Here is a 12,934-nt window from a genome sequence, read left to right on the forward strand (position 1 = left end):
CGCTGGTGCGTAATGCTTTGCTGCAATGCCTCGCCGGTTTCTAGACGGCGGCGGCCAGCGTTGCGTGCACGGCGGCGTCGGGCGCCTGGGTGATCAGCGTTTCACCGAAACGCTTCAGCAGAATGAATTTGATCGCGCCGGCCTCGGCCTTTTTGTCGACCCGCATCAGTTCGACGTAGCGCGACTCGCCGAGCGCGGGCGCGCGGGTCGGCAGATGCGCTGCGACGATCACGTCGACCAGACGCTTGCGCGCGGCTTCGTCGAGATAGCCCTGACGCACGGACAGGTCCGCCGCCATCACCATCCCGCAGCCGACCGCCTCGCCGTGCAGCCATTCGCCGTAGCCGAGCCCGGCCTCGATCGCGTGGCCGAAGGTGTGGCCAAAATTGAGGATCGCGCGCAAGCCGCCTTCGCGCTCGTCCTGCGCCACCACCGACGCCTTGATTTCGCACGAGCGCTTGACCGCCTCGGCCAGCGCCTCCGGCTCGCAACGATTGAGCGCCTCGACGTTCGCTTCGATCCAGCTGAAAAAGCCGGCGTCGGCAATCGCACCGGTCTTGATCACCTCGGCGACGCCCGCCGCCAGTTCGCGCGCCGGCAGCGTGCGCAGCGTGCCGATGTCGGCGATCACGGCTTGCGGCTGATAGAACGCGCCGATCATGTTCTTGCCAAGCGGATGGTTGATGCCGGTCTTGCCGCCTACTGACGAATCAACCTGCGACAGCAAGGTGGTCGGCACCTGCATGAACGGCACGCCGCGCATGTAGCAGGCCGCGGCAAAACCCGTCATGTCGCCGATCACGCCGCCGCCCAGCGCGATCAGCGTGGTTTTACGGTCAGCCCGCGCGCCGAGCAGCGCGTCGAAAATCAGATTCAGCGTTTCCCAGTTCTTGTACGCTTCGCCGTCCGGCAAAACGACCGTCGACACCTGCTTGCCGAGCGGCGCCAGCGCGGCGCGCAGCTTGTCGCCGTATAGCGGCTCGACTGTGGTGTTGGTCACGACGGTGACCGAGTTGCCGGCGATATGCGGCGCGAACAACGCGGTCTGGCCGATCAGGCCGGCACCGATATGGATGGGATAGGCGCGCTCGCCCAGTTCGACATTGACGGTAATCATATAGTCCATTATGACGCAGGATGTTTGGCGACGCCGGCCATCTCGAGCTGCATCAGAACCATGTTGACGAGTCCGTTGACCGAGGGCCGGCCGGTTTCGATCACAAAATGCGCGCATTCGCGGTACAGCGGGTCGCGCACTTCGTAGAGCGCTTCAAGGCGCGCTTTCGGGTCTTCAGTCTGCAAAAGCGGGCGATTTTTGTCGCGCCGGGTGCGCAGCCACAGATCGTGCGGATTGGCGCGCAGATAGATCACCACGCCGCGATTTTGCAGCGCTTCACGGTTTTCCGGCCGCAGAATCGCGCCGCCGCCCGTTGCGAGCACGATATTGTCGCGCCCGGTCAGATCGGAAATCACGTGCGCTTCGCGGTCGCGAAAGCCCGCTTCGCCTTCCAGTTCGAAGATCACGGGGATGCGCGCGCCCGTGCGCGCCTCGATTTCGTGATCGGAATCGAAGAACGGGCGATCCAGCCGGCGCGCAACGGCCCGGCCCACGGTGGTTTTGCCTGCCCCCATGAGCCCTACAAAAAATACATTGGCGTGTGCGTCCCGCGCTTGCAACGGTGTCCTCTGGCTAATCCGGTATGGTTCGTGCCGCAGCTTACTGGCAAAGCGGCTGCCTTGTCGAGCCTGCGCGCCGCCGCTCACGAGCGGCGGCGGCATGCCCCTAATTTGTCTGAACGACGCGCGGCGTGATAAAAACCGCCAGTTCGCTGCGCTGGTCGCGACGTGCCCGATGGCGAAAAAGCGTGCCTAAAACCGGTATTTTGCCCAGGAGCGGCACCCGCGTCACATCGTCCCGGTTATCGGCCGCGTAGATGCCGGCGATCGACACCGTACCACCATCCTCGACTTCGACCCGCGTTTGCACGTGTTTGGTGTTGATCGCGGGGCCAGCGTCGGTCTGCTCGCCGACGCTATCTTTGGCGACGTCGAGGTCCAGCACCACCCGGCCGTCCGGCATGATTTGCGGTTCGACCTCCAGTTTGAGCGTGGCGCGGCGAAACTGCACGCCGGACACGCCCTGCCCCACTTTTGCCTGATACGGCAGCTCGGTGCCCTGCTCGACGACCGCTTTCATCCGGTCCGCCGTCACGACCCGCGGGCTCGAGACGATTTCGCCGCGGCCCTCGGCTTCCAGCGCGCTCAGTTCGATATTCAGAAGCCGCGTGGCTTGCGCCGCGAACAGCGTCAGACCGGCAGTGGCTGCGTCGAACCCGGAAATCGGCCGCGCGGACAGATCGTGGACGGCGCCGTCCTTACCGCCGGTGAGGCCTTGGGCAGTGCCGTCGGCGTTGGCCGCCGCCATCGACAGACGCACACCCAGATTGCGCGAAAAACCGTGCTCGCCCTCGACAATGCGTGCCTCGATCAGCACCTGACGGGTCGGCCGGTCGACGGAGGCGAGCAGCGCGGTGATCTGCGCGAGGCGGCCCTCGAGGTCGGTGACGAACAGCAGATTGGTGCGCGGATCGGCCGTCGCGGCACCGCGTTTGGACAGCACGCGCTGATTGCCCGCGCCGGTCAGCAGGCGCCGCACGTCTTCGGCGCGCGCGTAGTGCAGTTGGAAGGTGCGGCTCGCGAGCGGCTCCAGATCGGCGGCCCGTGCGTGCGCTTCGAAGCGCTGCCGCTCGCGCGCGGCCAGATCGGCGAGCGGCGCGACCCAGATCACGTTGCCGCGGCGCTCCATCGCCAGGCCGTTGACGTCGAGCAAGGTGTCGAACGCGGCGCGCCAGGGTACTTTGTCGAGCCGCAGCGAGACGGCGCCGCGCACCCTTTCGCTAGCAACGATATTCAGTCCGGTGAATTCGGCGAACGCGTTGAGCACGTCACCGAGTTCGGCGCGGCGGAAGTTCAGCGTGATGGGTTTATCGTCGGCGGCGAGCTTGTCTTCTGCCGGGGTTTTCGGTGTGTTGCCCAGGCGCGTCAGCGGAGGCAGCGGCACCGGCGGACCTTCGAGTGCGGATGCGCCGGCGGCGCCAATGGCTCCAATGGCCTCGTCGCGGATGGCAGCGGATTGCGGTCGCAACGGTCCTGAGCCGTCCGCGTCGCCAAGCGGGTCATCTGCGCGGTCGTTGCCGACGGTTGCCGCCGCGCGCGACGCCCCCGGCTCATCGGCGGCATCGTTGCGAAACGGATTGGGCACTTCGGCGGCAATGCCGCGCGGCAGTGGCCGTGCGTTGTACGAAACATCGAGCGGTGCAATGGCGTCGTCGAGCGGCATGCCCGCGGGCAACGGCGGCAGCGGCGGTTGCAGTTGGGCCGACGCATGCGCGACGCCGGCGCCGGCCGCTGCGCCAACGAAGAGGCCGATGCATAGACGAGCGCCCACGCACCACACGGTGTGGCGAATGAGTTTCGCAAGCCTCATCAGGATGCCTCCACGAGCGACAGCGTACGCGTCGCGCCGCCATTGGCCAACGTGATGCTGAGCGCGTCGACCCGCATGACCCGCTCAGCGCCGAACTGCTGCCCCGCCGCGACAGTCGCCGCGCCGTCCGGCGTTTCGAGTAAGGCGAGCCCGCGTGTGCGATCGTGCAGCAAGCCGGCCAGACGTAGCTGCGAAGCATCGGGCAGGTCCCCGTTCGCCAGCATTTGCGGTAGCGAGAACGGGTCGTAGAACACAATGTCTTCGCCGGCCTCGGTATCGAGGCTGTCGTCGGCAAAGGCGTCCGCAGATGCACTCGAAACCGCCGGTCGCAGCGCGCTGAACACGCGCAGCGTCGCGCTCACGGCGAGCAAGGCGCCGTTCCGTTTGACGGTCACGTCCTCGGGAACGATCAGCACCGGCAAGCCCGACAGTTCGCGCAGAAACGACATCAAATGCACGAAATCGGTCTGCGCGGCGAGACGCATCGGCCGCATCTGTTCGTCGCCCGAGCCGCTCGCGGCACCCGGTTCCAGCGCGAGCAACGCGACGCTATTTTGCGCCGCTAACTCGGACACGAGACGCACATCGTCGGCGGAGGTCCATAGCGTCGGCAAATGTGCGCCGTGCGCGCTCGCGGCTTCGCGACGCAGCGCGGGTAATTGCGTCAGCGCGCGCCGCGCATCGGCGAGATGCCGAGTGGCGGCATCGAATGCTGTCTGGCTCGCCCCGAGGCCACTGAGGTCGGCCACGACCCAGCCATGCGCACCCAGCCCGATCACCAGCGCGGCAATCAGCAAAGCGACTACCCAGCGACGCCGCCGGCTCCACACATCGAGCGGCAAACGCACGCGTTTCATCCAATGGGACAGGGATAGCCGCGCACCTGCCGCGCCGCCCATATCGACAAACGTTGTACTCATTTCGCACCTCTGGATTGTTGTTCAGACTGCATCGGACGTTGCGCGGTGGCGACCGGCGCATGGGCCACCTTGGGCGGCGGATCGGTCCAACGCAGGCGCGCGCCGAATTCGATCGGGCCGGTTTCGCCAGCGGCTGCAACTGCACCGCTGCGCGACACCGAGCGACGCAGGTCACTCACCTCCGCGCCCTTCACGCCGCGGATCGCACTCAAGCGTTTGAGCCAGTCGGCCGACGCGATATGGCCACTCGAAGTCGCCAGCAACTCCGTCTCGTGCTCGCGCTGACGTAACTGCTGCAGCACGACGCCGTTGCCCGGTTCGAAGCTCAGCGCATCCAGCAGATCCCGCAGATGCGTGAGCGGCTCGGACAAACTCGCTGCACGCGCGGCGCCTTTGCGCCGCTCGTCTTGCGCGCGCAGCAACTTTGCGTACTCGGCGAGCGGCGCGCTCAGTTGCGTGAGCGAGCGTTCGAGCGACGCGCGTTGCGCATCGAGCCGCGCCCGCTCGAACGCTTGCCATCCGGCCAATGCAAGCACGGCGGCGCAACCGGCGAGCGCCGCGCCGGTCCATTCGAGCAGGCAGCGCCGCCGCGCAAGCCGCGCGTTACGTTGCCGGTAGGGCAGCAAATTGAAGCCGCCGAGCCAAGGGCGCGCGGGGCGCGAGCCACGTGATGAAACCGGCGCGCCTGGACCATCGGCATGCAAACGATCCCGCATCATTCGAGCACCCCGCGCAGCGCGAGGCCGAATGCGACCGCGCCGGACGGCTCGTGTAACAACGGATCCGTGAGCGACCGCGCGAGGCCGCCAAGCGCTGCGCACTCGAACGGCAATACCGTGCAGCCCAACACGTCGGCCATATCCGCAAGCGAGAAACCTACGCCGTCGAGCAAGTCGACCTCGCCACTCAACAATGCGCAGTCGAGTGCGGGACCATCGGCGAGATCGCGCAATGCGTCGGCGAGATCCGAGTACTCGGGCGCCGGATAACGAATTTCGCCAACCATGCTGTCGTCGGCGATGCGCCACCCGTACACGCCATCCGCGCCGATCCAGATCGCGACATAGGGCTCGTGCGGATCGAGTTCGTGACTGGCGGCGTAACGCATTGCGCGCAACGCCGCATGCGGCTCGCCGTCGATTGCGGTGAGCGAGATGCCCGCGGTGGCCGCGCATTCGATGCGCGCTTCGAGATGCTGCCGTGCGGTCGCGGCGATCGTCACCGAGCGAATCGACGACGGCGCTTCGTCGAGAAACCAGTCGACTGCCAACGCATGCCGCTCGAGACCCACGATGCGCTCCACTTCGCTCATCACCGCCGGTTCGAGCTCGGCCAGTTCGCGCCCGCAGTCTTCCGCGCAACCGCTAAGCGCGGCAAGTCGCGTAAGCGGCACCGTGGTGGTCAGCGTGGCCGAGGCGGGCAGCGCCATCGCACAGCGCAACGCGTGCGTCGCGCAGGCGCGCGGCAAGCCCGCGAAGGCATCGCGCAACGCGCGCGCCACGGCGTGCCGGTCGGCGATCTCCGTGCCGGCCATCGCGCCGGCCGCAAGCGGCACGCTCGTCACGTATTCGATGCGCAGCACAGCGCCTGCGCGTGGACGCTGACTCACCACGATGAGACGCACCGCCTGCGAATTGACATCGATCCCCGCCGCAAAGCGCTCTCCCAAGCGCTCCACGCCCATTTGCATTCCCTGAAGCCACGAACTTTTGAACGTCATCACGCCCTCCCTCCAGACTCACGCGACGAACCATTCGAACGCGAGTAGCCAGGAAGAATTGTGCGCAGCCGCGCCGCTGCGCGACACTCAGCCGAATGGCTAACATTGCGTACCGCGCGCCCTGCATGCGCTCAAAGCGACTACAGTGAAGTCATTCCTGCGCGGCGCGAAGACCTGTCAAAAACTGTCAGTAAGCATGCCGAAAGCTGAAAAGCGAGGCGGCTATAATCGCGGGACTGTTTTTTGGTGCCCATATGCAATCCACGTCTCCTACGTCCCCGCCGCCCGCGCCGCAGAAGCGCAAACGCCCGTTGTGGCTCAAGCTCATCCTTGGCTTTGTGGGTCTGATCGTCGCCGGCATTCTGTGCGTGCTGCTGGTGCTCGGCTATGCACTGGTGGTGGCAACGCCGAACCTGCCGTCGCTCGATGCGCTCACCGACTACCGGCCCAAGGTGCCGCTGCGCATCTATACGGCCGACCATGTGCTAATCGGCGAATTCGGTGAAGAGCGGCGCGACATCGTCCATATCCAGGACGTACCCGATAGCCTGAAAAAGGCTGTGCTCGCAATCGAAGATGCGCGCTTCTACGATCACGGCGGCGTCGACCTGACCGGCATCGCGCGGGCCGGCTTCGTCGCGCTGACCAACGGCCACGCCACTCAGGGCGCCAGCACGATCACGATGCAGGTGGCGCGCAACTTCTTTCTGTCGAGCGAGAAGACCTACACGCGCAAGATCTACGAGATGCTGCTCGCGTACAAGATCGAGTCGAAGCTAACCAAGGATCAGATTCTCGAGGTGTACATGAATCAGATCTATCTCGGCCAGCGCGCGTATGGCTTCGCGAGCGCGGCGCGGGTGTACTTCGGCAAAAATCTGAAGGATCTGACACTGGCGGAATCGGCAATGCTGGCCGGGCTGCCGAAGGCGCCGTCGGCGTATAACCCGGTCGTCAATCCGAAGCGCGCGAAGGTACGGCAGGAGTACATCCTGCAGCGCATGTACGAACTGCACTACATCACCCAGGAACAGTACGACGAGGCGAGCAAACAGCCGCTCGTCGTCAAGGGCGCGGGCAAGGAATTCAGCGTGCACGCGGAGTACGTCGCGGAAATGGTGCGGCAGATGATGTACGCGCAGTATCGCGAAGAAGCCTACACGCGCGGCCTGAACGTGGTGACGACGATCGACTCGGCCGACCAGGACGTCGCTTACCGTGCGCTGCGCAAAGGTCTGATGGACTATGAACGGCGCCACGGTTATCGCGGCCCGGAAGCGTTCATCGACTTGCCGTCCGACGCGGACGAGCGTGAACAGGCAATCGACGACGCGCTGCTCGAGCATCCCGACAACGGTGAACTCATCGCCGCCGTGGTGACCGCGGCGAACCCGAAGCAGGTGCAGGCAACCTTCATCGACGGCAATGTCGCGACCATTCAGGGCGACGGTCTGCGCTTCGCCGCGTTCGCGCTCGGCACGCGCGCGCAGCCGAACCAACGCCTGCGGCCCGGCGCGATCATTCGCCTCGTCAAAGGCGACGACGGCAGCTGGTCGATCACGCAATTGCCGCAAGTGGAAGGCGCGTTCGTGTCAGTGATTCCGCAGGACGGCGCGATTCGCGCGCTGGTCGGCGGCTTCGACTTCAACAAGAACAAGTTCAACCACGTCACTCAGGCGTGGCGTCAGCCGGGTTCGAGCTTCAAGCCGTTCATCTATTCGGCGTCGCTTGAAAAAGGACTCGGACCGGCCACGGTGATCAACGACGCACCGCTCTTTTTCAGCGCCGCTGAAACCGGCGGTCAGGCGTGGGAGCCGAAGAACTACGGCGGCGGATTCGACGGCCCGATGACGATGCGCACCGCGTTGCAGAAGTCGCGGAACCTCGTATCCATTCGCATCCTGAACCAGATCGGTACCAAGTATGCGCAGCAGTACATCACGCGTTTCGGCTTCGATGCGGATCGTCATCCGGCCTACCTGCCGATGGCGCTCGGCGCGGGTCTCGTCACGCCGTTGCAGATGGCGGGCGCGTTCTCGGTGTTCGCCAACGGCGGTTATCGGATCAACCCGTACCTGATCGCCGAAGTCACCGATCAGCGCGGTGTCGTGGTGGCGCATGCGCAACCGCTGGTCGCCGCGCAAAGCGCGCCGCATGCGATCGAACCGCGCAATGCATACGTGATGAACAGCCTGCTGCAAAGCGTCGCGCAACGCGGCACGGGCGCGAAGTCCAATGTGCTGAAACGCACCGATCTCGCCGGCAAGACAGGTACGACCAACGATTCGCGCGACGCGTGGTTCGCCGGTTATCAGCACTCGCTGACGGCCATCGCATGGATCGGCTACGACAATCCGCGCAGTCTGGGCGACAAGGAAACCGGCGGTGGCCTGGCGTTGCCGGTGTGGATCGATTACATGGGGCGTGCGCTCAAAGGCGTGCCGGAATACACGATGCCGACGCCGGACGACGTGACCGAGATCGGTTCGGAACTGTATTTCGACGACTTCACGCCTGGGCACGGCTTCATCGCGACAGTCGGCGTGAGCCAGGCTACGCTCGATGCGGCGGCCAGCGGTTCGGCGGCGGAGGCCGCGCCCCAACAAGTCGGCGAGCAGGAAAAGCAGGACATCATGAATCTGTTCCGCGGGCATTAGCGCCTGTAGCGCCCGAACTGCGCAGAACGTTCAAAAACGAAACCGCCGCGCTCGATGCGCGGCGGTTTCGTTTCAACTGCACTATCGATTGCGGACTTTACGCTGCAAATTTACGCTTCAAAGCGGATCGGCTCGCCGGCTTGCTGCGTTGCGTAGTCCGATAAGGCTGCGAAGAACTCCGTGCCGCTACGGGTATCGCGCCACTCGCCGTCAATGAAACGGAAGTGAAAACCGCCCGCTTTCGCGGCGATCCAGATTTCGCTCATCGGCGGTTGCAGATTGACGATGATCTTCGAGCGGTTCTCGAATTCGAGGGTCAGGACATTGCCGCTGCGCTCGAATTCGATGTCGGCATCGGTGTCGTCGAGCGCGCGTTCGATGGCGGCTAGCGCGGCTTCCGCGCGGGTCAGGTATTCACTATCGGACATGCTAAACTCCATCGATTATTTATTCAGGGACAGTCATGCGAGTCGTATCTCGGATGCGCGCGGCGGCGCCCGGCCGCGCGATTGTAGCGATTTTAGCCATTCTCGCAGGTTGCGCACTCAGCGGCTGCGGGCAACGCGGTTCGCTCTACCTGCCCACGGTGCCGCCGCTGCCTGCCAAGCCGATCGATCGCACCCAACCGCCGTCGCCGGATGAAGTGAAACCCGACGCGGAAACCGCCTCCGCAGCCGGCACCGTACCCGACACGTCGGGCACGCCGCTCTCGTTGGCGCCGGAAAGCGAACTCGCCGCGCCGCCGGCGTCGGCGTCGGCCGCATCTGCGGCTACGGCGGCCCCGCTGCCTGCCTCCGCCGTCACTCCCGTTCAATAAGACTTTCGCATGACTCGATCCGCATTTGACTACGTCGACGGCGTGTTGCACGCCGAAGGCGTGTCCGCCGTCTCACTCGCCGAGCAGTTCGGCACGCCGCTGTACGTCTATTCGCGCGCCGCGCTCACCGAAGCGTGGAACGCGTACGCGGGGGCTTGCGCCGGCCGCCGCGCGAGCGTGCACGTCGCCGTCAAGGCGAATAGCAATCTCGCAGTGCTGAACGTGTTCGCGCGTCTCGGCGCCGGCTTCGACATCGTCTCGGGCGGCGAACTGGCACGCGTGCTGGCCGCTGGCGGCAAGGCGGAAAACACCGTGTTCTCCGGCGTCGGCAAGAACGCTGATGAAATGCGCGACGCGCTCGCGGCCGGCGTCAAATGCTTCAATGTCGAATCGATTCCGGAACTGGATCGCCTGAACGCGATTGCCGCGGAAATGGGCAAGAAGGCGCCGGTGTCGCTGCGCGTGAATCCGGACGTCGATGCGAAAACGCATCCGTATATCTCCACTGGCCTGAAGTCGAACAAGTTTGGCGTCGCGTTCGAGGATGCGCGCGCCACCTATCGCGCCGCGGCTGCGATGACGCATCTCGACGTGGTCGGCATCGATTGCCATATCGGCTCGCAGATCACCGAGGTCGCACCGTATCTGGACGCGGTCGATAAAGTTCTGGAACTGGTCGAGCAGATCGAGCAGGACGGCGTGAAAATTCGCCATATCGATGTAGGCGGTGGCCTTGGCATCACCTACGACGACGAAACGCCGCCGGAAATCGGCGACTTCGTGCGCACGGTGCTCGATCGCATCGAAGCGCGTGGTCATGGCCACCGCGAGGTGTATTTCGAACCGGGCCGTTCGCTCGTCGGCAATGCCGGCGTGCTGCTCACCCGCGTCGAGTTTCTGAAGCCGGGCGCGGAGAAGAATTTCGCCATCGTCGACGCTGCGATGACCGATCTTGCGCGCCCTGCGATGTACGAGGCGTATCACGCAATCGACGCGGTCGTTAAGCACGAAGTGCCCGCGCACGTGTACGACGTCGTCGGGCCGGTCTGCGAAAGCGGCGACTGGCTAGGTCGCGAGCGTCTGCTCGCGGTCGAACCGGGCGATCTGCTGGCGATCCGTTCGGCCGGCGCGTACGGCTTCGTGATGAGCTCGAACTACAACACGCGTCCGCGCGCGGCCGAGGTGATGGTCGATGGTACACAAGCGCATGTGGTTCGCGCTCGCGAAGAGGTGAAACAGCTATTTGCAGGTGAAACGATCTTGCCGGCGTAAACGTCCAAGCTGACGCTGCACTAAAATGGCGATGCCGCTGCAGCATCGCCATTTTCTATTGCGCGTTGTGCAGCGCGGTCAGCGCGTTTTCAAGCTCCGCTCACGCAGCCATACGATCAAGCGCCACCCCAGCAGCGCAACCATGATCGCGCCGTAAATCCTCGGCAACAGCAGGTCATGCTTGCCCGCCTTCATCCACCAGAAATGCAGAATCGCGAGCCCGCCGATCGCATAGATCGCGCGATGCAAGGTCTGCCAGCGGCGTCCGAGTTTGCGCACCATCGCGCGCGGCGACGTCAGCGCCAACGCAATCAGCAACACGAACGCGGCAAAGCCGACCGTGATGAACGGCCGCTTGCCGATGTCCTTCAGAATCGCCGCAACGTCGAACCATTTGTCGAACCACAGGTAGGTCGTAAAGTGCAGCGTCGCGTAGAAGAATGCGTACAGGCCGAGCATGCGACGAAACCGCAGCAGCGCCGGCACGCCGCTCAACCGGCGCAACGGCGTCACGGCCAACGTGATGCACAGGAAGACGAGCGTCCAAAGGCCCGTCGAGCGCGTAATGAACTCGATCGGGTTCGCGCCGAGCCGATCGGTCACGCCGAACAGCACAATGCGCGCGAACGGGTACAACGCTGCGATAAACACCGCGATCTTCGCCGGTACGATCCAGCGTGCGCCGGTTGTGGGCCGCTTTGCCGGCGTCGCTGCGGCTTGTGCTCGCAGCACTTTGCGTTCGGTTGAAGCAACGGGTTGCGTATTGGAAGCCATGTTCACGCCGCTCAAAAATTCTTCTTCAAGTCCATGCCCTGATACAGCGACGCGACCTGATCGCCATAGCCGTTGAACATCAACGTCTTGCGCTTGGGCGTGAAGAAACCGTCCTCGCCGATGCGCCGCTCGGTCGCCTGGCTCCAGCGCGGATGATCGACGTTCGGGTTCACGTTCGAATAGAAACCGTACTCGTTCGACGCGTAGGTGTTCCAGCTGGTCGGCGGCTGCTTGTCGAGAAAGCGGATCTTCACCAGCGACTTCGCGCTCTTGAAACCGTATTTCCACGGCACCACGACGCGAATCGGCGCGCCGTTCTGATTCGGCAGCACCTGGCCGTAGAGGCCCATCGTCAGCAGCGTCAGCGGATTCATCGCCTCATCCATCCGCAACCCTTCGGAGTACGGCCAATCGAGCACCGGCGTCGACAGACCCGGCATCTGCGAAGGATCGGCCAGCGTGATGAACTGGACGTATTTGGCATTGCCGGTCGGCTGAACCCGCTTGATCAGTTCGGAAAGCGGCACGCCGATCCACGGAATCACCATCGACCAGCCCTCGACGCAACGCAGCCGGTACACGCGCTCCTCGAGCGGCGCGAGCTTGAGCAATTCGTCGATGTCGTACACCTTCGGATTCTTCACCTCGCCTTCGACACTCACCTTCCACGGATGCGGCCGCAGCGTGCCGGCGTTCTGTCCCGGATCAGCTTTATCGGTACCGAACTCGTAGTAGTTGTTGTAAGTGGTGATGTCCTTGAACGGCGTGATCTTGTCGAGCGCGACAAATTTCGCGTTGGTCTTCGCCGCCAGCCTTTGCGCCTTCGGATCCGGCGACGCATACGCCGCCAGCGCCTCGCCATTCACGCCGATCAGGCCGCCGAGCGCCGCCGCGCCCGCCGCCTGCAACACGCGCCGCCGGTTTTCAAAAACCCGCTGCGGCGTAATTTCGCTGCGTGCGATGTCGTCGCCGGTGAGTTGAATTCTGTCGCTTCGCTTAATCCACATCGTGCTGCTCCTTGCCCGCCCATCGGTCGGGTCATCTTACGGGGCCAGATTGATGATCGGCTCGTCCAGCCATTCATACGTACTGCTCCAACAAACACGTTGGATGCGGGAAATATTCCGCGAGCCGTAAAAAAAACCGCCGGTGCGAAGCACTCGGCGGTTTTTAGTCGGTTCAGAACGGCAGATCTTACAGCTTGCCGTAACTATGCAGCCCCGACAGGAACATGTTCACGCCGAGGAACGCGAAGGTCGTCACCAGCAGGCCGGTCAGCGCCCACCA

12 protein-coding genes are annotated in these 12,934 nt (G+C 64.3%); 3 read left to right on the forward strand and 9 right to left on the reverse strand.

Going from position 1 to position 12,934, the window contains the following annotated elements; genetic code table 11:
* Positions 1 to 40: 40 nt before the first annotated feature.
* The 6 genes from aroB to pilM form a co-directional block, all read right to left on the reverse strand.
* Positions 41 to 1,126 (reverse strand): 3-dehydroquinate synthase, encoded by a 1,086-nt coding sequence (gene aroB / locus SB772_RS34815; protein WP_410837658.1) that lies wholly within the window; start codon positions 1,124 to 1,126, stop codon positions 41 to 43.
* Positions 1,126 to 1,677 carry a shikimate kinase gene (locus SB772_RS34820; RefSeq protein ID WP_410837674.1) on the reverse strand — a complete coding sequence of 184 codons (552 nt, stop codon included), beginning with the start codon at positions 1,675 to 1,677 and terminating at the stop codon, positions 1,126 to 1,128. Before SB772_RS34820 ends, aroB begins: the two co-directional genes overlap by 1 nt.
* A 106-nt stretch (positions 1,678 to 1,783) precedes the next feature.
* Positions 1,784 to 3,487, reverse strand: coding sequence for a type IV pilus secretin PilQ (locus tag SB772_RS34825; RefSeq protein ID WP_410837659.1), 1,704 nt, complete (start codon positions 3,485 to 3,487; stop codon positions 1,784 to 1,786).
* Positions 3,487 to 4,407: a hypothetical protein gene (locus SB772_RS34830; RefSeq protein ID WP_410837660.1), complete on the reverse strand. Its 921-nt coding sequence runs from the start codon at positions 4,405 to 4,407 to the stop codon at positions 3,487 to 3,489. Before SB772_RS34830 ends, SB772_RS34825 begins: the two co-directional genes overlap by 1 nt.
* Positions 4,404 to 5,123, reverse strand: a complete 720-nt coding sequence (locus tag SB772_RS34835) for a fimbrial assembly protein (protein ID WP_410837675.1) — start codon at positions 5,121 to 5,123, stop codon at positions 4,404 to 4,406. The genes SB772_RS34830 and SB772_RS34835 overlap by 4 nt, the downstream gene beginning before the upstream one ends.
* Positions 5,123 to 6,127: a type IV pilus biogenesis protein PilM gene (gene pilM, locus SB772_RS34840; protein ID WP_410837661.1), complete on the reverse strand. Its 1,005-nt coding sequence runs from the start codon at positions 6,125 to 6,127 to the stop codon at positions 5,123 to 5,125. The genes SB772_RS34835 and pilM overlap by 1 nt, the downstream gene beginning before the upstream one ends.
* Positions 6,128 to 6,381: 254 nt before the next feature.
* Between pilM and SB772_RS34845 the strand changes: the two genes are divergently transcribed.
* Positions 6,382 to 8,784 carry a penicillin-binding protein 1A gene (locus tag SB772_RS34845; protein WP_410837662.1) on the forward strand — a complete coding sequence of 801 codons (2,403 nt, stop codon included), beginning with the start codon at positions 6,382 to 6,384 and terminating at the stop codon, positions 8,782 to 8,784.
* 110 nt (positions 8,785 to 8,894) lie between these two features.
* Here SB772_RS34845 and cyaY read toward each other — a convergent pair whose 3' ends face one another.
* Positions 8,895 to 9,212: an iron donor protein CyaY gene (gene cyaY, locus SB772_RS34850; RefSeq protein WP_341314110.1), complete on the reverse strand. Its 318-nt coding sequence runs from the start codon at positions 9,210 to 9,212 to the stop codon at positions 8,895 to 8,897.
* A 35-nt stretch (positions 9,213 to 9,247) separates the two neighbouring features.
* On the opposite strand from cyaY, the gene lptM reads away from it, so the two are divergent.
* Together lptM and lysA are read left to right on the forward strand one after the other, a co-directional pair.
* On the forward strand, positions 9,248 to 9,601 hold the full coding sequence (gene lptM / locus SB772_RS34855; protein WP_410837663.1) for an LPS translocon maturation chaperone LptM: 354 nt from the start codon (positions 9,248 to 9,250) through the stop codon (positions 9,599 to 9,601).
* Between the two features lie 9 nt (positions 9,602 to 9,610).
* Complete coding sequence (gene lysA, locus SB772_RS34860) at positions 9,611 to 10,873, forward strand: diaminopimelate decarboxylase (protein ID WP_410837664.1); 1,263 nt, start codon at positions 9,611 to 9,613, stop codon at positions 10,871 to 10,873.
* 78 nt (positions 10,874 to 10,951) lie between these two features.
* On the opposite strand, the gene msrQ is transcribed toward lysA, so the two are convergent.
* Positions 10,952 to 11,647: a protein-methionine-sulfoxide reductase heme-binding subunit MsrQ gene (gene msrQ / locus SB772_RS34865; RefSeq protein WP_410837665.1), complete on the reverse strand. Its 696-nt coding sequence runs from the start codon at positions 11,645 to 11,647 to the stop codon at positions 10,952 to 10,954.
* 11 nt (positions 11,648 to 11,658) lie between these two features.
* Entirely contained in the window at positions 11,659 to 12,654 is a 996-nt protein-coding gene (gene msrP, locus SB772_RS34870; protein WP_410837666.1) for a protein-methionine-sulfoxide reductase catalytic subunit MsrP, read from the reverse strand.
* Between the last annotated feature and the right edge of the window lie 280 nt (positions 12,655 to 12,934).

This window comes from Paraburkholderia sp. SIMBA_030 (genome assembly GCF_046535245.1).
Classification (GTDB): Bacteria; Pseudomonadota; Gammaproteobacteria; order Burkholderiales; family Burkholderiaceae; genus Paraburkholderia.

Coding starts and splice junctions, on each gene's coding strand:
- aroB (WP_410837658.1), bottom strand. CDS start 1,126: ATGGACTATATGATTACCGTCAATGTCGAACTGGGCGAGCGCGCCTAT.
- SB772_RS34825 (WP_410837659.1), bottom strand. CDS start 3,487: ATGAGGCTTGCGAAACTCATTCGCCACACCGTGTGGTGCGTGGGCGCT.
- SB772_RS34830 (WP_410837660.1), bottom strand. CDS start 4,407: ATGAGTACAACGTTTGTCGATATGGGCGGCGCGGCAGGTGCGCGGCTA.
- SB772_RS34835 (WP_410837675.1), bottom strand. CDS start 5,123: ATGCGGGATCGTTTGCATGCCGATGGTCCAGGCGCGCCGGTTTCATCA.
- pilM (WP_410837661.1), bottom strand. CDS start 6,127: ATGACGTTCAAAAGTTCGTGGCTTCAGGGAATGCAAATGGGCGTGGAG.
- SB772_RS34845 (WP_410837662.1), top strand. CDS start 6,382: ATGCAATCCACGTCTCCTACGTCCCCGCCGCCCGCGCCGCAGAAGCGC.
- cyaY (WP_341314110.1), bottom strand. CDS start 9,212: ATGTCCGATAGTGAATACCTGACCCGCGCGGAAGCCGCGCTAGCCGCC.
- lptM (WP_410837663.1), top strand. CDS start 9,248: ATGCGAGTCGTATCTCGGATGCGCGCGGCGGCGCCCGGCCGCGCGATT.
- lysA (WP_410837664.1), top strand. CDS start 9,611: ATGACTCGATCCGCATTTGACTACGTCGACGGCGTGTTGCACGCCGAA.
- msrQ (WP_410837665.1), bottom strand. CDS start 11,647: ATGGCTTCCAATACGCAACCCGTTGCTTCAACCGAACGCAAAGTGCTG.
- msrP (WP_410837666.1), bottom strand. CDS start 12,654: ATGTGGATTAAGCGAAGCGACAGAATTCAACTCACCGGCGACGACATC.